The sequence below is a fragment of the Methylobacterium dankookense genome (assembly GCF_902141855.1).
Classification (GTDB): domain Bacteria; phylum Pseudomonadota; class Alphaproteobacteria; order Rhizobiales; family Beijerinckiaceae; genus Methylobacterium; species Methylobacterium dankookense.
The window spans coordinates 235,672-258,578 of record NZ_CABFVH010000003.1 but is presented as its reverse complement, the minus strand read 5'-3'; the positions used below and the strand labels follow the sequence as shown (position 1 = coordinate 258,578).

General features: G+C 65.3%; 23 protein-coding genes, 1 tRNA gene and 3 pseudogenes. 11 read left to right on the top strand and 16 right to left on the bottom strand.

Annotation, left to right across the window (positions count from 1 at the left end; genetic code table 11):
* A pseudogene (locus tag MTDSW087_RS04705) lies at positions 1 to 506 on the bottom strand (transposase); the annotation flags it as partial.
* 265 nt (positions 507 to 771) lie between these two features.
* On the opposite strand from MTDSW087_RS04705, the gene MTDSW087_RS04700 reads away from it, so the two are divergent.
* The 3 genes and pseudogenes from MTDSW087_RS04700 to MTDSW087_RS04690 form a co-directional block, all read left to right on the top strand.
* Positions 772 to 2,886, top strand: a complete 2,115-nt coding sequence (locus MTDSW087_RS04700; protein ID WP_144760767.1) for a caspase family protein — start codon at positions 772 to 774, stop codon at positions 2,884 to 2,886.
* Between the two features lie 510 nt (positions 2,887 to 3,396).
* Positions 3,397 to 3,791: pseudogene (locus tag MTDSW087_RS04695) on the top strand (transposase); the annotation flags it as partial.
* Positions 3,792 to 3,907: 116 nt separating this feature from the next.
* Positions 3,908 to 4,360: pseudogene (locus MTDSW087_RS04690) on the top strand (DUF4113 domain-containing protein); the annotation flags it as partial.
* 28 nt (positions 4,361 to 4,388) lie between these two features.
* Here the strand turns inward: MTDSW087_RS04690 and MTDSW087_RS04685 are convergent.
* Positions 4,389 to 4,652 (bottom strand): hypothetical protein, encoded by a 264-nt coding sequence (locus MTDSW087_RS04685; protein WP_144760764.1) that lies wholly within the window; start codon positions 4,650 to 4,652, stop codon positions 4,389 to 4,391.
* Positions 4,653 to 5,164: 512 nt separating this feature from the next.
* Here MTDSW087_RS04685 and MTDSW087_RS31390 point away from each other — a divergent pair.
* Entirely contained in the window at positions 5,165 to 5,455 is a 291-nt protein-coding gene (locus tag MTDSW087_RS31390) for a DUF6894 family protein (protein ID WP_373321990.1), read from the top strand.
* Here the strand turns inward: MTDSW087_RS31390 and MTDSW087_RS04680 are convergent.
* The 4 genes from MTDSW087_RS04680 to MTDSW087_RS04665 form a co-directional block, all read right to left on the bottom strand.
* A complete protein-coding gene (locus MTDSW087_RS04680) occupies positions 5,397 to 6,113 on the bottom strand; it encodes a Crp/Fnr family transcriptional regulator (RefSeq protein ID WP_144760809.1) in 717 nt (238 codons plus the stop codon). The genes MTDSW087_RS31390 and MTDSW087_RS04680 overlap by 59 nt on opposite strands.
* A gap of 162 nt (positions 6,114 to 6,275) precedes the next feature.
* On the bottom strand, positions 6,276 to 6,779 hold the full coding sequence (locus tag MTDSW087_RS04675) for a DUF6894 family protein (protein ID WP_144760761.1): 504 nt from the start codon (positions 6,777 to 6,779) through the stop codon (positions 6,276 to 6,278).
* 476 nt (positions 6,780 to 7,255) lie between these two features.
* On the bottom strand, positions 7,256 to 7,684 hold the full coding sequence (locus tag MTDSW087_RS04670) for a Ros/MucR family transcriptional regulator (protein ID WP_144760806.1): 429 nt from the start codon (positions 7,682 to 7,684) through the stop codon (positions 7,256 to 7,258).
* Positions 7,685 to 7,822: 138 nt separating this feature from the next.
* Positions 7,823 to 8,200, bottom strand: coding sequence for a DUF4440 domain-containing protein (locus tag MTDSW087_RS04665; RefSeq protein WP_144760758.1), 378 nt, complete (start codon positions 8,198 to 8,200; stop codon positions 7,823 to 7,825).
* Positions 8,201 to 8,241: 41 nt separating this feature from the next.
* Here MTDSW087_RS04665 and MTDSW087_RS29965 point away from each other — a divergent pair, with 41 nt between their 5' ends.
* A complete protein-coding gene (locus MTDSW087_RS29965) occupies positions 8,242 to 8,406 on the top strand; it encodes a hypothetical protein (protein ID WP_186383730.1) in 165 nt (54 codons plus the stop codon).
* An 83-nt stretch (positions 8,407 to 8,489) separates the two neighbouring features.
* On the opposite strand, the gene MTDSW087_RS04660 is transcribed toward MTDSW087_RS29965, so the two are convergent.
* From MTDSW087_RS04660 to MTDSW087_RS04645, 3 genes are all read right to left on the bottom strand, one after another.
* Positions 8,490 to 9,203 carry a hypothetical protein gene (locus tag MTDSW087_RS04660; protein ID WP_144760755.1) on the bottom strand — a complete coding sequence of 238 codons (714 nt, stop codon included), beginning with the start codon at positions 9,201 to 9,203 and terminating at the stop codon, positions 8,490 to 8,492.
* Positions 9,204 to 10,669: 1,466 nt separating this feature from the next.
* A complete protein-coding gene (locus tag MTDSW087_RS04650; protein WP_144760748.1) occupies positions 10,670 to 10,903 on the bottom strand; it encodes a hypothetical protein in 234 nt (77 codons plus the stop codon).
* A gap of 73 nt (positions 10,904 to 10,976) precedes the next feature.
* A complete protein-coding gene (locus MTDSW087_RS04645; protein ID WP_144760745.1) occupies positions 10,977 to 11,297 on the bottom strand; it encodes a hypothetical protein in 321 nt (106 codons plus the stop codon).
* Between the two features lie 367 nt (positions 11,298 to 11,664).
* Here MTDSW087_RS04645 and MTDSW087_RS04640 point away from each other — a divergent pair, with 367 nt between their 5' ends.
* Entirely contained in the window at positions 11,665 to 11,928 is a 264-nt protein-coding gene (locus MTDSW087_RS04640; RefSeq protein ID WP_144760742.1) for a pyocin activator PrtN family protein, read from the top strand.
* A complete protein-coding gene (locus MTDSW087_RS04635) occupies positions 11,925 to 12,302 on the top strand; it encodes a pyocin activator PrtN family protein (RefSeq protein ID WP_280525250.1) in 378 nt (125 codons plus the stop codon). The genes MTDSW087_RS04640 and MTDSW087_RS04635 overlap by 4 nt, the downstream gene beginning before the upstream one ends.
* 95 nt (positions 12,303 to 12,397) lie before the next feature.
* On the opposite strand, the gene MTDSW087_RS04630 is transcribed toward MTDSW087_RS04635, so the two are convergent.
* Positions 12,398 to 12,474: transfer RNA gene (locus MTDSW087_RS04630), tRNA-Arg, on the bottom strand.
* 122 nt (positions 12,475 to 12,596) lie between these two features.
* Between MTDSW087_RS04630 and MTDSW087_RS04625 the strand changes: the two genes are divergently transcribed.
* The gene (locus tag MTDSW087_RS04625; RefSeq protein ID WP_144760739.1) at positions 12,597 to 13,019 is read left to right on the top strand and encodes a SufE family protein; all 423 of its coding nucleotides are present in this window, start codon (positions 12,597 to 12,599) and stop codon (positions 13,017 to 13,019) included.
* A 3-nt stretch (positions 13,020 to 13,022) separates the two neighbouring features.
* On the opposite strand, the gene MTDSW087_RS04620 is transcribed toward MTDSW087_RS04625, so the two are convergent.
* Both MTDSW087_RS04620 and MTDSW087_RS04615 read right to left on the bottom strand, forming a co-directional pair.
* The gene (locus MTDSW087_RS04620) at positions 13,023 to 13,859 is read right to left on the bottom strand and encodes a DUF6456 domain-containing protein (protein ID WP_144760736.1); all 837 of its coding nucleotides are present in this window, start codon (positions 13,857 to 13,859) and stop codon (positions 13,023 to 13,025) included.
* A 185-nt stretch (positions 13,860 to 14,044) separates the two neighbouring features.
* Positions 14,045 to 14,479: a Ros/MucR family transcriptional regulator gene (locus tag MTDSW087_RS04615; RefSeq protein WP_144760733.1), complete on the bottom strand. Its 435-nt coding sequence runs from the start codon at positions 14,477 to 14,479 to the stop codon at positions 14,045 to 14,047.
* A 553-nt stretch (positions 14,480 to 15,032) separates the two neighbouring features.
* Here MTDSW087_RS04615 and MTDSW087_RS04610 point away from each other — a divergent pair.
* Complete coding sequence (locus MTDSW087_RS04610; protein ID WP_144760730.1) at positions 15,033 to 17,177, top strand: S9 family peptidase; 2,145 nt, start codon at positions 15,033 to 15,035, stop codon at positions 17,175 to 17,177.
* Between the two features lie 117 nt (positions 17,178 to 17,294).
* Here the strand turns inward: MTDSW087_RS04610 and MTDSW087_RS04605 are convergent, their stop codons facing one another.
* Positions 17,295 to 17,741 (bottom strand): DMT family transporter, encoded by a 447-nt coding sequence (locus tag MTDSW087_RS04605; RefSeq protein ID WP_144760727.1) that lies wholly within the window; start codon positions 17,739 to 17,741, stop codon positions 17,295 to 17,297.
* A 110-nt stretch (positions 17,742 to 17,851) separates the two neighbouring features.
* Here MTDSW087_RS04605 and MTDSW087_RS04600 point away from each other — a divergent pair, with 110 nt between their 5' ends.
* Positions 17,852 to 18,739 carry a LysR family transcriptional regulator gene (locus MTDSW087_RS04600; RefSeq protein ID WP_144760724.1) on the top strand — a complete coding sequence of 296 codons (888 nt, stop codon included), beginning with the start codon at positions 17,852 to 17,854 and terminating at the stop codon, positions 18,737 to 18,739.
* Between the two features lie 14 nt (positions 18,740 to 18,753).
* Here MTDSW087_RS04600 and queE read toward each other — a convergent pair whose 3' ends face one another.
* Positions 18,754 to 19,386: a 7-carboxy-7-deazaguanine synthase gene (gene queE / locus MTDSW087_RS04595; RefSeq protein ID WP_144760721.1), complete on the bottom strand. Its 633-nt coding sequence runs from the start codon at positions 19,384 to 19,386 to the stop codon at positions 18,754 to 18,756.
* A gap of 246 nt (positions 19,387 to 19,632) precedes the next feature.
* On the opposite strand from queE, the gene MTDSW087_RS04590 reads away from it, so the two are divergent.
* Positions 19,633 to 21,129, top strand: a complete 1,497-nt coding sequence (locus MTDSW087_RS04590; RefSeq protein ID WP_144760718.1) for a D-alanyl-D-alanine carboxypeptidase family protein — start codon at positions 19,633 to 19,635, stop codon at positions 21,127 to 21,129.
* 119 nt (positions 21,130 to 21,248) lie between these two features.
* Here MTDSW087_RS04590 and MTDSW087_RS04585 read toward each other — a convergent pair whose 3' ends face one another.
* Both MTDSW087_RS04585 and MTDSW087_RS04580 read right to left on the bottom strand, forming a co-directional pair.
* Positions 21,249 to 22,022 (bottom strand): restriction endonuclease, encoded by a 774-nt coding sequence (locus MTDSW087_RS04585; protein ID WP_144760715.1) that lies wholly within the window; start codon positions 22,020 to 22,022, stop codon positions 21,249 to 21,251.
* 210 nt (positions 22,023 to 22,232) lie between these two features.
* Positions 22,233 to 22,661, bottom strand: a complete 429-nt coding sequence (locus tag MTDSW087_RS04580) for a Ros/MucR family transcriptional regulator (RefSeq protein ID WP_144760712.1) — start codon at positions 22,659 to 22,661, stop codon at positions 22,233 to 22,235.
* Between the last annotated feature and the right edge of the window lie 246 nt (positions 22,662 to 22,907).

The window sequence follows — 22,907 nt, the reverse complement described above, 5'->3', positions numbered from 1 at the left end:
GCGCTGGAAAGCGTCGTACCAGCGGTAGAAGGTGGCGCGCGGGATGGCGAGCTTCTCCAGGGTAGCGCGCACCGGCAGGTGGGATTGCTCGACCAGCCGGATGATCTCCAGCTTCTCAGAGGCCGGGTACCTCATGCCTCGTCGTCCCCAGCCCCGGTCATACTTTTTTTCAGCAGGCGGTTTTCCAGGACGAGATCGGCCACGACCTCTTTCAGCGCACCCGCCTCGCGACGCAGGTCCTGGACCTCGTCGGCGGTCGCGGCACGGGCCGTGTCGCCGGCCAGCCGCTTCTTGCCGGCTTCCAGGAACTCCTTGGACCAGCCATAGTACATCGAGCTGGCGATGCCTTCGCGCCGGCACAGCTCGGCGATGCTGTCCTCACCGCGCAGCCCTTCCAGCACGATGCGGATCTTCTCCTCGGCCGAGAACTGCCGGCGCGTGGCGCGTCGGATGTCCTTGATCACGGCTTCTGCCGGCTTCCGCGCCGGCCCGGACGTCTGTTTCATCTTCGCTCCTGGGGGCTACGATGAACCAGCCATCCTCCGTTCGTGAAGACCCTCAATCTGTCTCAGGAGTGCTGACGGCGGTCGCAGCGATCTCTGGTGAGCGATTGCTGATGAGCCTGCTGAAGGTATGCGTTAAATTCTGCAGGACTGATGGGGCTTTCCGTCTGACCGTTGACATGCGGTTTTTTGCTGCCGAGATGCCACTCACTTGCCATATAGCACGTATTCGATTTAGCTTGTGAGCAGTAGCGGCCGGAGGAATGAGATGCTGAAGGCTCTCGTGATTGCAGCCGGTCTTTGCCTGTCAATCCAGGCCTCCTTCGCGATAGAGCAGCCATCCGCTTCTAAGGCATCTTCCTGCGATCGCCTGGAGCCCGCCGCAAGCTCGCCTACCAAGCGGGTCGCGATAGTCATTGGCAATGGTGCTTACAACGATACGATAGGATCGCTTCCTAATCCAATCAACGACGCTCGCGAGGTTTCATCTTCTCTAAAAAAACTTGGTTTCACTGTTTTCCTCGCAACTAACGCAACGGACGACGGTCTAAAAGCCTGCTTTTCTGACGCAGTAAAGGTCTTAGAGAAGGCCGATGTGGCGCTGATGTATTATTCTGGTCACGGCATCCAGATCCAGGACGAGAATTATCTGGTAGGAGTCAATGTCGAGACCATTACTCCCGCTCTGAAAGGGTTCGTACCCGTACAGCCCCTCGTCGACGAGCTACAGAAGCGTGCAGCAGCGACACTCGTCTTCCTTGATGCTTGTCGGAACAATCCGTTCGCAGAAACCGGGCGCCCCGGGCTGTCAGTTTCGACGAGCCGCAATCTCAAGAGAGTCATTGGACCTGACGCTGCGCAGCCAACACCCGAGACGCATATGCAGAGTCGGGGCCTACTCGTCGCCTATGCGACCTCACCAAACGCCCTCGCTCTCGACGGCACCGGGGAGTTAAGTCCTTTCACAGCAGGATTTTTGAAATCAATCTTAATTCCCGGGTACTCGATACAACGCATAATGAGTGATGTAACGAGGAATGTAGGCGAGGCCACTATGTGGGCTCAGACGCCATGGATAAAATCTTCTCTCACCCATGAGGTCAGACTTAATGGCCGCTACACGATAGGCGAACTGCAGAGTATATCGGAGTTATGGGCTAGACGCTCTGATGAATTACTAGACAAAGGCAATCAGCAAGAAGCAATCGCTGCGGCGATCAAGGGATTGCCGCCTGGGACTGGAAACTCACCTCCTCCACAGTTCGCAGAAGCTTATAGGGCGCTGGCTACCGCCTACTTCTCGAGCAGGTTTCGCTTACCAGACATCGAGAATGTAATGTTCGCGTCCATATCGCTGGACCGTCAGTTTGCTGTTCTGCGGCGTTTTAAACCTCAAGAACGCGGCGGCATCGAGCGAGTTGAGCTTTGGTCTGTCGCGACGCAGAAGTTGGTTTCCGTGCTTGATGAGGTCCGCGTTGAGAAGCCTGGATCAGGGATTGCGCGCATATCAGGCGATGGTCGTTATGTGGCTGCTCATATCGTAGGAGGCCGCACACGGATTTGGAGCACTGAGACGCTCAAGGTCGTTGCTGACTACAAGTTTACAACTGACTATATCAGTCTTAGATTCACTCCGAGATCAAAATTTTTGATTATTGGCTTATCTAATGCGCCGCCGCTTGCTTGGTCGGCAGAAACTCAGTCCATATATGTGAATTTCGCAAATGCTCCAGCAATTAACTGGATGAAGCAAGCGAAGATTTTCGGAAGCCGGAATCTGTATCTCGACGTTGACGATGATGGTAATGTCTGTGTGCATGCATCAAATTCGAACGATGGCGTGACAAGGTTCGTAAAGCTTGGCGTAAAGATGAAATCCTCTGATAGGATAGAGATATTGGACGGCTTTGATGGTGAGATTGAGTCCTCGTTTATATGCGGGGCGCATAGGGGATTGATATTGAATTCTTATTACTCTGTGAAAAGAAATGAGTTTGTTTTGAGAGTTGTTCAAACGAACGGCGATGCTGTCAGAACTTACAATTTTCCGATATCAAACTGGTCTGGTATGGAGTTGTACTTTGACGAAGATAGCAATGAGATAGCGACTTTCGATGGATCTACAATTAATTATCAGCATGGACCCACCGGGTTGACTCGGTCACATAGCGTAGCCGATCTGCGGTACGCTCCAAAGATGCCCGGCTTATACGATCATTCGGGATCGCGCTCTGGCGCGTCGATTGGTTTCGATCATGTTGAACTATGGCCAAAACAGTATGGATCATCATTTCTCGCGGAGGAAGCGATGGCCGTGCTGCCGGATGAATTGCAAGAAGAAATTGCCGTAGATAGGATACCATCTGACTTAGTTGCAAATTGATCACATGTAGCACAACATCTTGATCTTGTATTTTTTGCGGTCCTCGCAATAGCGCTGCATGTTTTTCGAGGGCAATACCATGCGCTACGTCCTACTCCTCCTGCCGTTCCTCATCCCCGCCACGGTCGATCTCACTGCAGCAGCAAGCTCAGGCTCCCTAGCTGCGGGCACTTACCAACGGAAGGGTGTCTACTCGCAACGGGCTAAAATCGCCTTCACTGCCGCTCCAGACCAGTTCGCCGGCTCCTTCTACACCAGCACCTCTGGATGCGTCGGCGAGGTTGGGATGACCGGCCGCTCGGTAAACTCTACCGAAATCCTTTTCACGAAGAAGGATGAGGTAGGTGGCACCTGCCGCATCCGTGTGAAGTTCGATCCCAACTTTAGGTCCGCTAAGATGTCAGAGGACGGGTGCATGTTCTGGCATGGCACGTCCTGCGACTTTGAGGGGACACTAACGCGAACAAAGCGATGACGGCGTTAATTGGCACGATTGGGGCCGATCGAGGACTGCGCACCAGCGGCCCGTGCGCTCTTGCGTTGTTGGATGGGGCGACAAACGGGGAGCGCTTCCGCGACTATGTCCGCGACACGCTCACCCGGTCCTGCGGACCGGCGATACGGTCATCCTCGACGACCTCGGGGCCCACGAGGTGACAGGCGTGCGCGAGGCGGTCGGGGCAGCAGAGGCGCGGCGGCTCTACCTTCTGCCCTACAGCCCAGGTCTCAACCCGATCGAGAATGCCTTTGCGAAGCTGAAGGCGTTGCTGCGCACCGCAGCCGCCCGTACGGGCCCGGACCTGCGGGACGCCATTCGGAACGCCTTCACTCACTTTACCCCGTGCGAATGCCGCAACTTCATCACAGCGGCCGGGTACGACGACGACTTGACCGTCGCCACATGAGCGGGAACGGCTCTAGCTCTGCGATGAAAATCGGCGAGCTGGCGAGACCCTTACGGCGGTGGTGCTGATCGCGGGCGGGGGCGTCGTGGTGGGGCTGGCGACGCTGCTGTGAGGGGCGGCGGGGCGGGCTGGCCACCAACCACGTCAGCGTCTTCTACCACACCAGCCAGCATGACCGGGGCGAGCCGATGCGCTCGATCTCGACAACCGTGACGCTGCCGGAGGCCACGAACGACACGCTGGCGCTGATCAAGGCGGCGCTGCACGGCGTGGCCCGGACCTGGCGCGAACCGGGCGACCGGCCCTGGCGCTATTCGAAGGCTGGCGTGGTCACCACGGACCTGATGCGGCTGGAGGACAGTCCGCGTGCGCTGATCGGGCAGATGGATCGGGAGCGCTCTGGCCCGCTGATGGCCGCGATCGATGCCTGCAACGCGCGCTGGGGGCGGGGCGCCGTGGTGCCGGCGCGGGCTGGGGTTGCGGACCGGCGCGCCTGGAGCACGAAGTTCGAAATGCGCACGCCGCGCTACACGACGCAGATCGACGAGTTGCCAGTGGCGGTGGCGTGAGGACAGGGCTGGGCGCCGAGCGGGCGGCTCACGCCTTCACTGGCCGCGCCAGCAGGATCGCGGCTTCGACGGCGGAGCGCCTACGGCGGATCGAGGCCTTCCCATCCGCCAGGGCTGCTGCCGAGAATGGATGTGCGTCGATCGCTGCGTCCACGTCGAGCTTGTAGCTCTCACCAAGCGGCAGCGGGCCGGCGCCGGGCTTCGCGCCGTAGGCGGCGATCAACTCGCTCACTTCGTCGAGCGTGATCGCCGTCGCCTTCACGAGTTCGCCGGTGGTGGGGGTGTCGGGCATGTCCAGGGGCACCAGGTCAGCTTGAGCTTAGACGGTCTATACGCGTGAGCCAGATCCCGACGAGGAGTCCTCCCCAAAACCCAACGAAAGCCCCGATACCGGCTGGCGTCTCGTATGCTGGGAATAGGAGGCCGCCAGCGACCCAGCCGCCAAACCAGCACCCCATCCAGATCAGGACAAAGGCTGCGATGCGGATGTTGTCGCTCATGGCGCGAGCCTACCTGCTCTGCCCTTTACCGCCCAAATCGGTCCTCCCTGCGGGAGGCCGGGCTTGCCGCGCCGGTAGATCTATAACGATCCTGCCAACGGCACCTGCCAGGTCGGTGGCTTCGTAAAGTTCGCCCGGCTCGGGCAGGGCTGGGCCTTCACCAAGGTGTGGCACCGTTGACCGGAGGTGGCCGGGGAGCAGCTGGATCCTGTGCGGGGTGCGTTGGCGCCCAAATAGAGGGAGAACCGGATTGCTCACCGCTGGTTTTCAGAGCATCAAATGTTACTCGGCTTCGAGATCAGTGATGCCACCCTACACGATTGACACGGACGATAATGGAGACTTCGTTTCGGGTGCTCCAAGCGTATCCTTCGCATCTATCCAGGAGGCGCAGGAAGAAGCGCATAAGGTTCTGAGCGGCATGGCTCAGGACGTCATGCCAGACGGCGATCACCGCGTCTTCAAGGCCGTTGTTCGCGATGAGCGCGGCCAGGAGGTTTACACGGCGACGCTGACCCTGGAAGGACGCTGGCACATCACGCAACCGGCCGCCGCTGATGCAGATACGTCGGGTCAAAGTCCGAGGTTCGGGTAAGCTCGTTCCACGCCTCAATGGTCAGATTGCGGCTCTTGAGCGTGATCAGCTCGCGCTGGCGCAAGTCCTTGAGAACGCGGTTGATGTGCACACTCGTGAGACCGAGTGCGTCGCTGAGTTCGATCTGCGTCACGAGCATTTCGCAACGGTGCTCACTGGCGAGGCCGACGGCTTCAAGCCGGAGATAAAGCTCGCAGAACAGGTGCGCGATCCGCTCGCACGCCGAGCGTCGGCCCATGCTGGTGACCCACTCACGGAAGATGGCCGCATCGATCAGCGTCTCGCGCCAGAAGATGCCGGCGAGAGTGGGGTAGCGGGTCGTGAGATCGAGCAGGCTCTCATGCGGGATGAAGGCAACCGTTGCCTTGGTCAGCGTGGCCAGACTGTGATCCATCGTATGAAGATGCAGGCCCTGCAGGTCCGGAATGTCGCCGGGGATGTGGAACGACAGGATCTGCCGCCGGCCCTCGCTGAGCAGCTTGTAGCGGACGGCCCAGCCTTCGAGCACGAGGCAGCACTGCGAGGGCCTGTCGCCGTCGCGCACGATGTCCTGACGCGCGCGCAGCGCCTGCACCCTGATCGGAAGGTTCTGGATAGCCTGCCGCTCCTCCTCGGAGAGGAAAGCGATGCTCTCTAGCTTGCGGATGAGCATTCCCATGGCATTGGGATCGGAAGAGAACACGCACACCTCGTCGTACAGGCAGGAGCGCTGGCGTCTCCGGCCACTAGGCTCTGTGTGAACCAAGCCGCTGCCTACAAAAGAGGAAACCTATGTGAATGGTTCCTGCTCTCATAAGTTAGTTCGGCGCCAGATGCGTGCTCAGCTCTTGGAAGCGATTTCGCCGAATAGTCGGTAAACCGGCACCCGCAATAGCTCATAGGATCGTGCCAACGCTTCTACAGATCGGCTTCGAGCCTGCGCGTCGAGATCTCTCTGAACTTCGATCTGCATCTGGAGTGCGCGGCATTGAGCCTCAAGCGCTTCAACTAGGTGGCTGACTGCTTCGGGCGTGCTATGCGCCTCCCGGAACTCAGGCTGCGGTGAAGGTTTCACGGCACGAGGCGTGTCAACGCCTGCAGCTGGCCGGGGCCGCCAGGGAACGGGTTCTGTGAAGGGCACCTTCATCAGGAGTTCGCCGGTTCCGGCCCGGATCTCGAATGCGCATCCGGTTAGGTCACGCTTCTCGCTCAGGAGATCGTTGATAACGCCAGGGATCGAGGCGCAGGCGTCGAGATAGGCCGCCTCCAAGCTGTCGAACTCGATCGGGATGTCATTCGGCTCAGCCCATCCCGGCGCCCGTAGATCAACATAGAAACTCGGCACGCGCCTTCTCCCTAATCGGCGCCTCTTCTGAGCTGCCGCAGACGCGGGCGCATCTACAAAAGTAAAAGCGATGCGCCGATAAGCGCTCAGAGCGCAGGGCTCGAAACTAACGGTGTCGGTTCCCGATCTGCCGCACTCACACCCAGACGCGCAGACAGGAAGGGCTTGGTCCTGTCCAGCAGCTCGCGGGACTGCCGAATGATCTCGTTGGTGTTCTGGACGAGCCGCCGGTCATACTCGGCAGACGAGCGCGACCGATCGATGGGCCTGTCCATGACGATGCTCCACGCGATGCAGGCGGGAGCACACGTCTCTCTCAGCCACCAGTGCCTACGGTTCGAGACCAGCTGGTGATCGCAGCATGTTGGGCCGTGTTGGGCAGTAAGTCCAGACACTCATCCCCATCGCCCCTAGGGAGGAGCCCTGTCCACTCGCGCGATTGAGGCCATCGACGCCTTCAATAGGCGCATGCCTTTTCAGGCGGCCTTCCGGCGCCCGCGGGGTTGCTCCCGCTCAGCGGCAGCCCCAGGCCGGCCGAGGCCGATCTGCTTGGCCAACGCCGAGCGCGGGGCCGCGTAGTTCGGCGCCACCATCGGGTAGTCGGCCGGCAGACCGAAGCGCTCGCGGTAGGCCCGCGGCTCGAGGCCCTGCGCGGTCAGGTGCCGCTTCAGCGTCTTGTAGGACTTACCGTCGATGAAGCTGATCAGCCCGTCCGGTGTGATATTCTTCCGGATCTGGGCAGGCGTCGGCTTCTCGACCTCCTCGACCGCTGGCGCAGCCGTCGCGCCAGAGGCGATGCCGGTCAGCGCGGCGTGGATGCTCGCGATCAGGGTCAGGAGGTCGCTGGCGGGAACTGGGTTCTTGGAGACGTAGACAGCAACGACGCTGCCAGCGAGTTCAATGATATCGCGCGGCGCGCCACGGTGGCGCGCTTGAGGGCGATGGCATGAATGGGTTGAACTGTCGGCTCATCCGTGAGCGGACAATGCGTGAGGCAGCTGAGGGGATGAGCAGCTTCGCTCACCCATCCCCTCAGTATAGACCTATTCGCCACTTTCGGTCGCTGGGGAGGTGACAAGCGGCGGCGTCTGCTGGTGCTGCACGACCCGCCATACCTCGTGCTCAAGCCGTCTATAGGTGGACGTGCAATGAGCTTCATAATGCTCATCATCGCGCGATGCCTTGGCATGGTAGGCGATGACAATCAGCCCTTCCTGCGGCCGTGAGATCTGCCCCTTGGAGATCTCGACCTCAGACCAGCGCGGCGTGCTCGCAACGGCCTCGATCGCCTGCGAACCGCTCATGACGAAGGGCGGCTGCGGCAGAACCATCAGGCACTCGTCGTCGACCAGCTCGCGGTAGTGATCTGCGTCACCGGTCCATAGGCTCTGCTCGAAGGACCAAACGCGGTCGTCGTCCATGCTGCTCTCCTGGGCTTGTGTGCTCGGGAGAAACCCGCTCGGTGATGATCGTTCCTGAGACGTGGCCGACGGCCAAGGGGGCGGGCGACACGACGATCGAATTTATGAACGAGAACGCCTTCAACGTCCGGGCGCAGAACGCGAAGGAGAATGGCGGCTGGTATGGGGCGGGGGCGACCGCTGCCCAGCCGGAGGCGGCGACGTAACCGTCGCTTTAGCTCTTCCTAGACAGGGCGGAGGACGACAAACGGACAGTTCGTGTCCCGGGCTTGCGATCGTAGATGCGCCGTCAGATCGAACGCCAATCTGGCGCCTCCTCTGGGAATTTCTCTAAGCGATCAAGGATCGCCGTGACCAAGGCCAGAGCAGGATACCCCTCCTTCCATGGACCGGTTTCGCTTCCTCGCTCAAGCCGTACCGCGCTGCGTCCGGCCGCGTATCGCAGACTGTATCCCCATCCCGGCAGGAGGCTGCCGAGCAACCGGACCGCATCATCGTATGAGGTGATGAACGGCCGCACAGTCACGCTGCATGCTGTCACGTAGTAGTAACGCTTGAACTCATCGCAGGAGCCCCATGGCCGCCACCTCAATGGCGGGCTGTGTCCCTTGTCGTCCAAGAAAATTGTTTCGACACAGAGTGTATATCGATCGCCGTTTGATTGTGCGCACCCTGCATAAAGCGCGTCAATTAGTTGTGCATCTGCCCGAGTCGCTCGCCACTGATAGTAATACTTGTCTTCCAAGCGCTCGCGGATGCTGCGGGCCTGCGCGGGATCGATTGCGCGGGGATCTGGGGGCATGGCCTTGAAACGCTGGTCTTTGTAGACACCGATCATGGCGTCTATGGCGGCTTGATCGCTTGGGTGGGTTTCATTGCGTAGCGCATCTTTGATCCTGTAATCGGCCCAGGATGATACACTCCAAGCATAGCTGGCGACGCCGCCCATTGCTTTTGAGATGCCGGTCAGAAAGCGGCGCTCGTAGTTCGCAAGAAATTTCATGTTTGGAAATCGCGGAACCGGACACTAGGCAGAACACCCTGCAACCGCTTGGCTGCAGGGTGCGCTTATCAGATCAAAAAAGATCGCAATTTCATTTGCAGGTGCAGTCGCCGATTTTAGCGCCGGAGTCGCGCCCTTCGCACATACCTGTGCATAGTTCACGATTGATTTGATTGTCCATCTCATCCATGGCCATACCAGGAGCTGCTCCTGCACCCGGTAAGTAATTGTCTTTAGCTTGGCGAGCAACACAGGTTAGCCACGCCTGTACACCTTGCGTTCGTTTAATTTGATCACAACTTGACAGAGACTCGGCGCGCGCAGTGCCGAGCGTCATAGGTATCACGGTTATGGCAGCAAGCAACAACCTGATCATTTCGATTAACGAACTGGGAATTTGCTTAGACCAGCGTTAGCCGCAGCAGTGCAATCACCTCCAAAGCTGCTTAGATTTTCTAGCGCGTAGGAGTAAGCCAAAGTTGCACATATATAAGTGCGCGAGCATTCATTGAACGCACTCAGTTGACTCGTCACAGATCGGCCACGCTCGCAGGACGAGGCCAGTTCTGCGATACTTGTGCGCCCAGACCCGCCGCGTTGAATGGAACTCAGAAGATCGGCAGACTCACCACACTGTATCGCGTTGGCCGCCATTTGAGACATGTTGGCACGCATGCTTGAAGCGCATGATTGGGCGTGCGCTCCACTAGACATCGCAAGCATTGAGACAACGAAACTAGAAATGATAATGCGCATCAATTCCTCCATGTGAGGCGATCGTCCTTATAATGAAAATGTTTGACTGTACAAGAGAGAGTCTTCATTCTTAATATGTGTTAATACTAAGTCAAAATTGAATTAAATGTGTGATGTTTGTTGGGTATCAAAAATGTTTATACGGCTCAGCTTCGTATGTCGACGTAATTTTCAAATCGAATTTTACTTTGGGTGGCTGTTGTTTCGCCGCAACAGCTAGCGTTGGGGGCCCTGCTTACATCCTCAGTGGTCGCCGGCAACCCTCGATGGGCAAACCCCAAGTATGATCTTGGGCCTATGATACAGCATCCAGGTGTGTCGAGGCCGTACCAGAGAAGGATCGCGGCAAGAGTGGGCATCCGCTGTGCGACCTGCGATGCGTGAGCCGGAGTTGCTGACGGGTCCCATAGCTGCCGAGGACGTACACCGGACCGTGGCAGGCTGGACATCTCTTCGGTGCGTACCCGTAGACACCTTGGGCTTCAGTGAGAGTGGCTGTGCGCCAAGTCTCACCGACCTTCACCTCGCAGGTCTCTGGCCCGTGCTTCTTCATGCTGACGAGCCGGCCAGCATCATGACGGCAGTCGCGGCAACCGCAGCGAGGAGACAGTCCTCAACCGGGTAAGGGCACCTGATTTCCTTCAGGAACTCCACAGCGCCAAGGACGAGGAGGGCTGCGGCCAGCGACAGTGCCCGCGCGACGACGATCCTCATTCTGCGCTGACCACAGTGCCCTCTGAGGCCGCCTTGGCCTGCCCGACCCGCTCGGCGACCTCCATGATCAGGTGCTCCACATTGGGCGGCCAGAGCACGCCATTGTCGAGGAGCATGCGGGCGGCTCGTACGAGCATCGTGAACTGCTCTGGTGGGATCCGCGTCCCTGCAGCGTTCTGCGCCAAGATGTGATCGGCAATCGCCGACGCCAGCCCGGCGACCTCAGCCATCTTGTCAGGCTGCGCGCTCGCATCCGTCACTTTAGGTCGCCTTTCGCATTCGGGTACCGGAGCAGGCAGGTTATCAATCCGGCTTACCGCCGCCGAGCAATCTGCCCAGAACCGGAAGCGAGTGGAGTAGGCTGGCTGAGCCTTCATGCCCTGCCTGGCCCTCTACATCTTCATGCTCGTGCGCTTCTGCAGCTGCCCTGGCCCGGCGCGCGTGATCAACCACCTCGTGCAGCGCCTGCTCAAGGATAGGAGGCCAGGGCACTTCAGTATCGCGTAAGAGTTGCGCCGCTTTGATCGGCGCGGTTGCCTGATCCTTGGGGATCGGCTCGTCGGCAAGGTAGGAATTGAGCACTCGGTGAGACAACGCCTCGCTGAGACGCAGCACCTCAGGCATGCGCTCAGAGACGCTAGCCTCGTCGCTCACTTCAGATAGCCCTTCGCTTTCAGGTGCTCTGAGAAAGCCTCGCGGATGGCCAGAATTGCAGCTCCCTCAGTGCTCGTTCCGCGTCCCATCCAGCGGCGTCTGCATGGCGATGGTGTCGCCGATCCGGCCAGAGCCTGCCTAGAACGACGAGGCAACAGTCCGGGATTGGGCGAGCCAGATGAGGGGCTCGCCGGGGCTGCAATGGTGTGTTGGATTGGGCCCTTCCCTTGAATGTGTCAGTGGAAGGATCGCCCGCGCCTTCGGCCTTGGCGCGGCCGGGCTCCGATTTGCTGCCGGATGGCGCCAGGGAGATGCGTTCCATCAAAGGACGAGGCAGATGGTCCAAACCAGCTTCCTGCTCATGGCGATGTACGAGGCCCGGCCGCTGATTCCGGTAGAGTGGGTCGCCAGGGACTTCTTCTCGCACCTTTCGCCCGAAAATCTCGTCCGCAAGATATCGGCCGGCGAACTCGACCTACCGTTGGTCCGGATGGACAAGAACCCACGATGCGCCAAGGGCGTCGCGCTGGTCGATCTGGCAGCGTATCTGGATCGACGCATAGAGGCCGCCCGAAAGGAATGCCAGCAGCTGTGCGGATGAGGCAGGCACAGCGTGCGGAGGCGGCCGCCGAGCCGCGCGACGCGCCGATGGTTCGCACCACCTTCTTGCTGGTCGCCCTCTATGGCTTCCGCCCGCTGCTGCCGATCGAGCGGGTCGCCCGGGACTTCTTCTCGCACCACACGGCAGAGAAGCTCGTGCGGCTAATCTCAGCGGGCCGCATCACCCTGCCGCTTGTGCGGATTGATGCGAGTCCCCGGTGCGCCAAGCACGTCGCTCTGGTCGACCTCGCGAGGTGGATCGATGATCGCGCAGAAGAGGCTCGGATCGAGGTCAGGCTGTCCGAACTTCAGGGCCGTCCCGTGTTCGATCCGTGTTGCACGGAGCCGCCGAGGCCCTGGCGTGACTCATTGTAAAAGCAGAGGGCGTATTGCAACGTGTCGCAAGCCGGCTGGAACACGTTTTGGGCAATGAAAAACCCGCCAAGTCATTGACTGGGCGGGCTAATTGCTGGCGACCCCGGTAGGGCTCGAACCTACGACCTGCCGCTTAGAAGGCGGCTGCTCTATCCAGCTGAGCTACGGGGCCGGGCGGGGACCAGAAGCCATGCGGGCCGGCTGCGGTCAAGGGTGGGGCGCCCCCGGGTCGCTTCGGCGGGACCGAGCGCCTATATCGGCGTTGATTCCGCACAAGATCCGAAAAGCCCCGGCATGCTTCCCCCCATTGCGACCATCATCGAGAATTTCGAGTTCATCGAGGATTGGGAAGAGCGTTACCGCTACCTGATCGAGCTCGGGCGCGCCCTGCCGCCGGCCGATGCGGCGCTGCATGCCGAGGCCAACAAGGTCCAGGGCTGCGCCAGCCAGGTCTGGCTCGATCTCTCCGTCGACCGGTCCGGGCCGGATCCGCGCCTGCACCTGCGCGGCGACAGCGACGCGCATATCGTGCGCGGCCTCGTCGCGCTGATGATCGCGCTGTTCGACGGCAAGACCCCGAAGGATGCCGCCGAGACCGACGCCTTCGCCCTCTACACCCGGCTCGGCCTCGGCGAGCACCTGACGCCGCAGCGCTCGAACGGCGTGCGCGCCATGGCCGACCGCATCCATCGGGACGCGGTGCGGCTCGCGGCCTAGACTTCAGCTGTCCCGCCACAGGCGCATCCGCGCGCTCTCCGGGCCGGTCGCCTGCCGCTCCAGGCCGTAATGCGCGGCGAGGCGGGCGAGCGCGATGCGCGCCACCACCTTGGCCGAGCGGGCCGGCCAGCGCCGCTCCGCCTCGATGCGCTCCAGGCCCATCAGGTGGCCGCACAGGTCGATCAGCAGGCCGCTGAGCTCGCCGCCGACCGCGTCGAGGGCCGCGCGCACGCGCTGGCGCGCGGCGATCACCGCGTCGGAGGCGCTCGCCGGATCGCGCGGGCCCGAGCCGTCCACCCGCACCGCGCCCCAGTCCACGCCCATGCGCGGGGTCATCTGCGCCGTGGTCAGGTCGCGCCGCAGGCGCTCGCCCGCCTCGAAGGAGGCGGCATCGAGGAGCGGCTGCCCGTCGCTGCCGCGCCGGCGCGCCATCCAGGCGATCGGGCTCTCGGCGGCATCGCGCAACCGGCGCACCGGGCCGTCGCTCTCCTCCGTCAGCTCCAGGTGCTGGGCCAGGTAGCCGGTCTCCGGCCCCGCGCCGCGGCGGCGCAGCCGGGCGCGACCGGCCGCGCTGAGGACGAGATGGCGCCGCGGCCCGCGCTCCTCGGCGAGGTCGGCGGCGACGAGGCTGCGGCCCGCCTCGGCCGGGAAGCGGCCCGCCCCCAGCGAGAGGCCGTCCGCTCCGGCCCGCAGGATCAGCGTCGCCCGGTCGAGGGGATCGGCGAGGGCGTAGGCGCCGTCGCGGCCGAGGCCGGCGAGCAGGCGCTCCGCCGCCCGGCCGAGGACGGCCTCCGCCGGCGCGGTCGGGGTGCGGAGCGGGTGGCGCAGAGGTTTGTTCATGATTTGTTCCGAAACGGGCGCGCAGTCTACCATCATAGGTTTCCAGAAAATGATCCTATGTCAAGACTTGACGCATCCGAGTTATCCACCGTCCCGCTGCACCGAGAGTATGGGGCGGGGCAGTTCCGGGCGCCGGCCGCGCCAGCCGTGCCCGATCCTGCGACCGGGCACGGTCCCGGGGGCGCTCAGGCCGCCGCGTCGTAGGCGCCGCCGCGGACCTGGCCGAGGCCGATCGCCTTGGCGAGGTCGGAGCGCGCCTTGGCGTAGTTCGGCGCCACCATCGGGTAGTCGGAGGGCAGGCCCCACTTGGCGCGGTACTGCTCGGGGCTCATGTCGTACTTCGCCCGCAGATGGCGCTTGAGCGACTTGAAGCTCCGCCCATCTTCCAGGCAGACGATGTATTCGGCCGTAACGGATTTCTTGATCGGCACCGCCGGCTGCTGCGGCTCGGCCGGGGCCTTCGCCTCCGGCTGGGTGCTCCCGAGCCCCGCCAGGGCCGCGTGCACGCGGCCGATCAGGGGCGCGACCTCGCCGGGCGGGACGGGGTTGTTGCTGATGTAGGCCGAGACGATCTCGGCCGCGAGCTCTATGTACTCGGCCGCACTGTGATGTTCGGTCATGACGATGCAGGTCCTCTAGACGCGAGGCGGGCGGAATCGCCCGGTTCCGGCTGTCGAGGCCGGCCAGGTCTGTACGTCGCGCCGCCGCGATGCGTCGCGCCGATCGCGCCCGCTGATTGCTTTTCATTGTGTGGCGCCCCTCACGCCACGACATTTCTCTATGACATCCAAATTGCGGTCGCAAGACCATTGAGCTTCAATCGGATACGTTCTGTGGACTTGCTGGCCTCTTGCATCGATTTCGTATATCTATCTGAAATCGTTTCACAACTTATTGGTGTGTATCCAAGGTTGAAGCCGGCAGCCGGCCGGCGGCGCGATCCGGCGACCGGATCCTGCCCCGCGGCGGCCGCGGGGGGCCGGTCTGGGCGGACATCTTCGGCGCAGCCGCCACGCGAACCTGGAGCGCTCTTAAAGCCAAGGTGGAGGCCGGTTCGGTGAAGGAGAGCGCGTTACAACGGAGCTCGGGGAAGAGCTTGGAGCTGGTGCCGATTGCAACGCGATCGGGAACGGCTCTAAGAGCCCGTTCCAGAGCTTTCGGAAGACGAGTGTGATGGCGTCAGACCCCGCAGCCTTTCCCCGCCCCTCCGATCCGCCGGTCGCCGAGATCCGGCCGCACGCCTTCACGGTTCGCGGGCGGCAGCTCGGCGATGACTACGCCTGGTTGAAGGCCGAGAACTGGCAGGCGGTGCTGAAGGACCCGGCCGCGCTGCCCGAGGACATCGCCGCCTATCTGCGCGCGGAGAACGCCTATGCGGAGGCCGCGCTCGCGGGCGACGCCGCCCTGCGCAAGACCCTGGTGGCCGAGATGCGCGGGCGCATCCGCGAGGACGACAGCGGCGTGCCGGAGCCCGACGGGCCCTTCGCCTACTACACGCGCCACCGCGAGGGCGGGCAGCACCCGCTCGTCTGCCGCCGGCCGCGGAGCGAGTCGCGCGCGCCCGGCGCCCCCGACGACCTCGGCGACGAGGCGGCCGAGCAGATCCTGATCGACGGCGACCGGGAGGGCGAGGGCCTCGCCTTCTTCGAGATCGCCGCGGCGGTCCATGCCGACGACCACGGCCGCCTCGCCTGGAGCGTCGATACCAAGGGCTCCGAGCTCTACACGATCCGCGTGCGCGACCTCGCCACCGGCGCCGACCTCGACGACCGGGTCGAGGCGACCTCGGGCGAGGCGATCTGGGCGGGCGACGGGCAGAGCTTCTGGTACGTCGCGGTGGACGCCAACCACCGACCGGCCAAGGTGATGCGCCACCGGGTCGGCACCGGGCAGGACGCGGACGAGACCGTCTACGTGGAGCGCGATGCCGGCTTCTTCGTGCATATCGGCGAGACGCAGTCCGGCGCCTTCCTCGCCGTCACCGCGAGCGACCACGAGACGGCGGAAATCCACCTCCTCGACCGGCACGACCCAGCGGCCAAGCTCACGGTGGTGCAGCCGCGCGAGCCGCTGCTGATCTACTCCGTCGAGCACCGGAGCGGGGACCTCTACATCCTCACCAACGCGGACGGGGCCGAGGACTTCAAGATCGTCACCGCGCCGCTCGCCACGCCTGGCCGCGCGCATTGGCGCGATCTCGTGCCCCACCGCGCGGGCGTGATGATCCGCCACCTGCACCCGATCGCGAACCACCTCGTGCGCCTCGAGATCGAGAACGCCCGGCCGCGCATCATCGTGCGCGACCTCGGCACGGGGGAGGAGCACCCCGTCGCCTTCGCGGAGGAGGCCTATTCCCTCGGCCTGCAGCCGGGTCACGCCTTCGACACGGCAACGATCCGCTTCGTCTATTCCTCGATGACGACGCCGGCCGAGACCTGGGACTACGATTGCGTCAGCCGCGAGCGGACCCTGCGCAAGCGCCAGGCCGTGCCGAGCGGGCACGATCCGGCGGCCTACGTCACGCGGCGCCTGTTCGCGACCGCGCCCGACGGCGAGCAGGTGCCGATCTCGCTCCTGCACCGGCGCGACTGCCCGATCGACGGCACGGCGCCGCTGCTCCTCTACGGCTACGGCTCCTACGGCACGCTGATGCCGGCGGGCTTCCGCACCAACCTGCTCTCGCTGGTGGACCGCGGCTTCGTCTACGCCATCGCCCATGTCCGCGGCGGCACGGAGAAGGGCTGGCGCTGGTACCTCGACGGCAAGCGCGAGAAGAAGCCCAACACCTTCAGCGATTTCGTGGCCTGCGCCCAGGCCCTGATCGGGGCGGGCTACACCGCGCCGAAGCGCATCGTGGCCCATGGCGGCAGCGCCGGCGGCATGCTGATGGGGGCGGTGGCCAACCTCGCGCCGGAGCTGTTCGCCGGCATCGTCGCCGACGTGCCCTTCGTCGACGTGCTCAACACCATGCTCGACGGCGACCTGCCGCTGACCCCGCCCGAATGGCCCGAATGGGGCAACCCGGCCGAGAGCGAGACGGCCTTCGAGACCATCCTGTCCTACTCGCCCTACGACAACGTGGCGGCCAAGGACTATCCGGCGATCCTGGCGCTCGGCGGCCTCACCGACCCGCGCGTGACCTATTGGGAGCCGGCGAAATGGGTGGCGAAGCTCCGCGCCACCATGACGGGCGGCGGGCCGGTGCTGCTGCGCATCAACATGGAGGCCGGCCATGGCGGCGCCGCCGGCCGCTTCGACCGCCTGGAGGAGGTCGGCCTGATCTACGGCTTCGCGCTGCGGGCCGTCGGCAAGGCCTGAGATCGGGGGGTTCGAAAGGGATCATCCCTTTCGTGGGTCCAGGGCAAAGCCCTGGAGAACGCCGGGGCTCTGCCCCGGCACCCCGCCAAAGGGATGATCCCTTTGGAAGCCCGGGATCTACCGCCGGATCAGCACGACGCCGCCGACGAGCAGGGCGGCGCCGACGAGGCGCGGGAGGTCGACCGGCCGCTGCGCCAGCCCGAGCAGGCCGACATGGTCGGCCGCCATCGAGCCGAGCATCTGCCCCGCCACGAGCAGGGCGATGAAGGTCGCCGCGCCCAGTTGCGGCACGAGGTAGATGGCGAGGCCCACGAACAGCGCGCCGAACACGCCGCCGCTCCAGGCCCACCAGGGCAGACGTGCCGCCACGCTCGCGGCCGGCACGGGATCGCGCAAGGCGGCGGCGAGGAGCGCCATGCAGGCGAGCCCGGCGAGATAGCTGACGAAGCCCGACCACGCGGCCGAATTCAGGGCGGCGCGCAGGTTCGCGTTGAGCAATTGCTGCACGACGAGGCTTACGCCTGCGAGCATCGCGAGGCCTGCGGGCAGGAGAAGGTTGAGCATCGGCGGCGGACCCGTCGCATGACCCGGGGCGCTGCCCCGTCGCGCCTTGACAACCATCCGCGGCCCATGCCGTCAAATGCGCTTCCTGCCTGTTTCCATGCGGATGAGGCATGATCAACCCGGCCCATCTCGATCTCTTCCGGGCGGTGATCCGGCACGGCGGCATGACCCGGGCGGCCGCCGCCCTCGGCATCGGGCAGCCGCATGTCAGCCGGGCCATCGCGCAGCTCGAGGCCGATCTCGGCTTCGCGCTCTTCCTGCGCGGCCATGGCAGCGCGCTCCCGACCCCGGAAGGCGCGGCCTTCGCCCACGAGGTCGAGCAGACCTATGCCGGGCTCGACCAGCTGCGTCAGGCCGCCCGCGCGATCCGGGAGCGCGGTACCGGCGCCCTGCGCGTCGCCTGCCAGCCGTCGCTGGCCGCGCGGCTGCTGCCCCGTGCCATCCGGCGGCTCGACGCGGAATGCCCGGGCGTGCGCGTCTCGGTCCACGTGCCGAGCCCGGACACGATCTGGTCCTGGGCCGCCTCCGGCCAGTGCGACCTCGGTCTGGCGCGGCCGCGCCCCGGCCATGCGGGCGTCGAGGCCGAGCCGTTCCTGACCATGAGTGCCGTCTGCGCGCTGCCGCGGCGGCACCCGCTCGCGCGCCGGCGCAGCCTCGGGCCACGCGATCTCGCGGGCGAGCCGCTGATCTCGGGCGGCGCCGGCCCGTTCCAGCAGGCGGTCGAGGCGGCCTTCGCCGCGGCCGGCGTCGCGCCCCGCTTCGCCCTCATGGCGCAGTACACGGCCGCGCGCTGCGGCCTCGTCGCCGAGGGGCTGGGCCTCGCCATCGTCGATCCGCTGCCGGCCCGCGAGCTCTCCGGCCTCCCGATCGCGCTGCGGCCGTTCCGGCCCGAATTGCCGATCGAGACGATGCTGCTGCGCCCGGCCGGGCGCCCGGCGGGCAGCCTCGCCGAGCGTCTCGTCCGGTTTCTGAAGGCGGAGCGCGACGCCCTGGTCTGAGGACGCCCCTCAGCTCACGGGATGTCGAGAATCTTGTGGGTCTGGAGCGAGAGGCGCCAGCGCGCATCCGTCCGGCAATAGGCGACCGCCGCGCCGGTATGGGCGGCCCGGTCCGGCCCGTCCATCGGCTGCAGGAAGCGGTGGCGGAAATCGAGCCCGGCGAAGGTCTCGGGATCGAGGCCCGCCTGTGGGAAGACGAGCTTCAGCTCGCTGCCCGAGCGCTGCACCAGCGGGTTGCCGGCCTTGGGGCTGACGCAGATCCAGTCGATGCCCGCGGGCGCGGCGATCGTCCCGTTGGTCTCCACCGCGATCTCGAAGCCGCGGGCATGGACCGCCTCGATCAGCGCCGCATCGAGCTGGAGCAGGGGCTCGCCCCCGGTGAAGACCACGTAGCGGTTATGCGCGCCGCCCTCCCAGGTCGCGGCGATCGCCGCGGCCAGCCGGTCCGCATCGGCGAAGCGGCCGCCGCCTGGCCCGTCGAGCCCCACGAAATCGGTGTCGCAGAAACGGCAGGCCGCCGTCTCGCGGTCCTCCTCGCGGCCGGACCAGAGGTTGCAACCGGCGAAGCGGCAGAACACGGCGGCGCGCCCGGCCTGGGCGCCCTCGCCCTGGAGGGTGTGGAACAGTTCCTTGACCGCGTATGCCATGACGTCGCCGTGGGGCCGGCTGGCCCTCTCTCGCACCGCACATAAGCGCCGGACCGGCCTCGCGCCACTCCGGCCGGCCGGGGGACAAAAGCCCGCCTGCCATGCTCTCGCCACGGTGCCCGCGTTGAAACGGGGCGGGGCGCGGATCCGGCCGGGCTCGCCGGGCCGTGTCCGTCGTCCTACCTCAGCCTTCGGCGGCGCGGCGGAACTCCCGGTCCCCGGCGTAGCATCTCAGAGTCAGGCCTGATGTCGAACCGAATCCTGAGGCGTCTCACCGGCGCGTTCGCGGCGCTCGCGGGCCTCGTCGCCGCGGGTGCGGCGCAGGCCGCGCCAGCGCCGATCCTGGTCGTGGACGTGGATTCCGGCAAGGTGATCTACGGGCAGGCGGCGACCGATCCCTGGTACCCGGCCTCGATCACCAAGCTGATGACCGCCTACGTCGCCCTCGACATGGTGCGGCAGGGCCGGGCCTCGCTGGGCAGCCTGATCACCATCTCGCCCGCTGCCGCCGCCGAGCCGCCCTCGAAGATGGGGTTCCGGCCGGGCACGCAGCTCACCCTCGACAACGCCCTCAAGATCATCATGGTCAAGTCGGCCAACGACGTGGCCTGGGCGATCGGCGAGAGCCTCGGCGGCTCGGTCGAGAACTTTGCCGCGATGATGAACGAGACCGGCCAGCGCATCGGCATGCGCGAGAGCCGCTGGACCAACCCGAACGGCCTGCCCGACGCCCAGCAATGGACCTCGGCCCGCGACATGGCCGTGCTCGCCCGCGCCCTGATGCGCGACTTCCCCGACTCGCGCGACCTGTTCTCGATCTCGGCGATCCAGTTCGGCAAGGCGGTGATGGCCAACCACAACGGCCTGCTCGGGCGCTACGCGGGCGCCGACGGCATGAAGACCGGCTTCATCTGCTCGGGCGGCTTCAACGTGGTGGCGAGCGCCACCCGCAACGGCCGCCGGATCGTCGCCGTGGTGATGGGCCAGCCGAGCGCGCGCGAGCGCGACCTCAAGACCGCGGACCTGTTCGACTACGCCTTCACGCAGGGGCCCAGCTGGACGAGCCAGAGCCTCGAATCCTTGAGTCCCTCGGCGAGCCCCGCCCCGCCCGACATGCGCCCCTATATCTGCGGGGGCAAGAAAGCGCCGCCGATCGACGAGGGTCCGGGGGCGATCGCGGCCAGCGGCGCCGACGGGGCGGTGGCCCAGTTCATGGGCGCCACCGCCGCCTCCTCGCCGGCCGCCGCCATGGCCGCCTTCAGCAGCACCGCGCTCCGCAACCGGACCCTGCCGCCGCGCGCGCCGCTGCAGCCGATCGCGGTCTGGATCGGGCGCGATCCGGCGGAGGGCGAGGCGCTGCTCGCCCAGCAGGAGAATGCGGCCAAGACCGCCGCCGCCGAGGCGCGCCAGGCCAAGCTCGAGGCCGCCAAGGCCAAGCGCGAGGCCGCCAAGGAGGCCGCCCGCCAGGTGCAGGCGGCCCGGGCCGAGAAGGCCGCCCAGGCCAAGGCGGCGGGCAAGGCCGAGAAGCCGGCCGCCACCCGCGCGGCGGCCAAGCCCGCGCCGAAGAAGCCGCAGGGCGCCCTGCCGCAGAGCGCGACGGCCTATACCTCGGTCGAGGCGCCGGCGATGCCGGGGGCAAAGCCTGCCGCCAAGCCTGCTGCCAAGCCGGCCGCGAAGGCAGCCGCCAAGCCGGCGCAGAAGCCCGCCAAGCCGGCCGCCAAGAAGGCCCAGGCCGACGAGTGATCCGGGAGTCGAGAGGGATCATCCCTCTCGCGGGTCCAGGGCGAAGCCCTGAGGTTTCCCATCAGGGCTTCGCCCCGACACCCCACCAAAGGGATGATCCCTTTGGGATCCCAGGACCTTCACGCCTCGGCGGGGAGATCCTGTTCGTGCAGGTCGTCGAGGTCGTCGTGGTGCAGGAGCGCCACGCCGGTGGCCGCGGCGAGCTTGCGGGCGGCGGGCGTGAAGCCCGCATTCGAGACCACCGCCGCCGCATCCGCCTCCCAGTAGCCGCGGGCCGCCGCCGCCTCCTGCACCGCGGCGTTGCCGACCGGCTTGCCGTAGCGCTTGCATTGCAGGACGAGGCGCAACCCGCCACGGCTCGCCACGATGTCGGCGCCCTGGTCGCCGCTCGCGGGCGTCGGGTGCACCCGCCAGCCGGCCGCGCGCAGCCGGGCGAGGCAGAAGCGCTCGTAGCCGATCCCGTCCTCGGGCATCGTCGTCTCGTCGGGCAGCGCGACGGAGCCCGCCACCGCCTCGACCACGGCGAGCGCCTCCGCCCGGCGGGCCTCCACGTAATCGGGGAAGGCCGGCGCGAGCTGGGGCAGCACCGTGCGGTCGAGGAAGTAGTCGCACTCGCGCAGCCAGCCGTCGCGGATCTCGTTGCCGTAGGCGTCCACGAAGCATTCCTGCCGCCGCCGCAGCGCCAGCGTGCGCGCATGGGCCCGGGCGACGCGCCGGACCCGGGCCCGGAAGCGGCGGGGCCGGTCGACATGGCGCAGGAGCACGAGCCCGAACGCCGCCCCCGCCGCGGCGAGCCCGGGCGGCCCGTAGGCGAAGGCCACGGGGCAGGCGACGACGCTCGTCCAGAACAGCCGGGCGACGAGATTGGGAGGGCGGGCTTCGGACCGCTTCATGCAGCGCGCTCGCGACGGGGGCCGCCCCCGTCCGGGGAGCGGGCACGCAAGCGGTGATCGCAGCCGATGCTTGCCCGTTCTCTAACGGGCCCGCCGGGCGCGGACCGCGCCGCCGGCTCGAAGTGCCTGCAAATCCTTGAGCGGTCGGGCCTTTGCCGGCCCTGGCCCCATCCGCGGCGTGGCCGCCTTGCCTGTGGATCGCGCCGAGGATCAGTCCTCGGTGCCGGTCCGGCGCTTTCGGCGCTGCTGGCCGAGGCCCATCGTGCGGGCGAGCTCGGAGCGGGCGGCGGCGTAGTTCGGCGCGACCATCGGGTAGTCGGGCGCGAGGTTCCAGCGCGCGCGGTACTCCTCCGGCGACAGGCCGTAGCGGCTGCGCAGGTGCCGCTTCAGCGACTTGAACTTCTTCCCGTCCTCCAGGCAGACGAGGTAGTCGGGCGTGATCGAGCGCTTGATCGAGACGGCCGGCGTCAGCGCGGCGGGCTCGGCGGTGGGATTGTCGAGGCCACTCAGGGTTGCGTGGACCGAGGCGATGAGCCCGGGCAGCTCGGCGACAGGAACTGAGTTGTTGGCGACGAAGGCCGACACGATCTCTGACGCGAGCGCGATGTAGTCCGGCGCAAAGCCGCTGTCGTCGGACATCTGCAATTTTCCCCCCGATACCCATAACACATGACGACGCGCAGGCCGGGATGGATGCCCTGCGATGCGCGGCACATTCAAGGTTGTCGATTGCGAGCTACTATGATGTCCGCTATCTTTTAGCAATAGATAAAACTGATAGATCTCCCAATCCGCATCGACTGTTGATGCGCTGCAGCACCGCCCCGGCGGCGGGGGTTTAAACCGCGCCGATCCGGGTGACGCGGGCCGCCTTGCGACCCATCT

Coding starts and splice junctions, on each gene's coding strand:
- MTDSW087_RS04700 (WP_144760767.1), top strand. CDS start 772: ATGCTGAAGGCTCTCGTGATTGCAGCCGGTCTTTGCCTGTCAATCCAG.
- MTDSW087_RS04685 (WP_144760764.1), bottom strand. CDS start 4,652: ATGCCCGACACCCCCACCACCGGCGAACTCGTGAAGGCGACGGCGATC.
- MTDSW087_RS31390 (WP_373321990.1), top strand. CDS start 5,165: ATGCCACCCTACACGATTGACACGGACGATAATGGAGACTTCGTTTCG.
- MTDSW087_RS04680 (WP_144760809.1), bottom strand. CDS start 6,113: ATGGGAATGCTCATCCGCAAGCTAGAGAGCATCGCTTTCCTCTCCGAG.
- MTDSW087_RS04665 (WP_144760758.1), bottom strand. CDS start 8,200: ATGGACGACGACCGCGTTTGGTCCTTCGAGCAGAGCCTATGGACCGGT.
- MTDSW087_RS04660 (WP_144760755.1), bottom strand. CDS start 9,203: ATGAAATTTCTTGCGAACTACGAGCGCCGCTTTCTGACCGGCATCTCA.
- MTDSW087_RS04650 (WP_144760748.1), bottom strand. CDS start 10,903: ATGGCTGAGGTCGCCGGGCTGGCGTCGGCGATTGCCGATCACATCTTG.
- MTDSW087_RS04645 (WP_144760745.1), bottom strand. CDS start 11,297: ATGCCTGAGGTGCTGCGTCTCAGCGAGGCGTTGTCTCACCGAGTGCTC.
- MTDSW087_RS04640 (WP_144760742.1), top strand. CDS start 11,665: ATGGTCCAAACCAGCTTCCTGCTCATGGCGATGTACGAGGCCCGGCCG.
- MTDSW087_RS04635 (WP_280525250.1), top strand. CDS start 11,925: ATGAGGCAGGCACAGCGTGCGGAGGCGGCCGCCGAGCCGCGCGACGCG.
- MTDSW087_RS04625 (WP_144760739.1), top strand. CDS start 12,597: ATGCTTCCCCCCATTGCGACCATCATCGAGAATTTCGAGTTCATCGAG.
- MTDSW087_RS04620 (WP_144760736.1), bottom strand. CDS start 13,859: ATGAACAAACCTCTGCGCCACCCGCTCCGCACCCCGACCGCGCCGGCG.
- MTDSW087_RS04615 (WP_144760733.1), bottom strand. CDS start 14,479: ATGACCGAACATCACAGTGCGGCCGAGTACATAGAGCTCGCGGCCGAG.
- MTDSW087_RS04610 (WP_144760730.1), top strand. CDS start 15,033: ATGGCGTCAGACCCCGCAGCCTTTCCCCGCCCCTCCGATCCGCCGGTC.
- MTDSW087_RS04605 (WP_144760727.1), bottom strand. CDS start 17,741: ATGCTCAACCTTCTCCTGCCCGCAGGCCTCGCGATGCTCGCAGGCGTA.
- MTDSW087_RS04600 (WP_144760724.1), top strand. CDS start 17,852: ATGATCAACCCGGCCCATCTCGATCTCTTCCGGGCGGTGATCCGGCAC.
- queE (WP_144760721.1), bottom strand. CDS start 19,386: ATGGCATACGCGGTCAAGGAACTGTTCCACACCCTCCAGGGCGAGGGC.
- MTDSW087_RS04590 (WP_144760718.1), top strand. CDS start 19,633: ATGTCGAACCGAATCCTGAGGCGTCTCACCGGCGCGTTCGCGGCGCTC.
- MTDSW087_RS04585 (WP_144760715.1), bottom strand. CDS start 22,022: ATGAAGCGGTCCGAAGCCCGCCCTCCCAATCTCGTCGCCCGGCTGTTC.
- MTDSW087_RS04580 (WP_144760712.1), bottom strand. CDS start 22,661: ATGTCCGACGACAGCGGCTTTGCGCCGGACTACATCGCGCTCGCGTCA.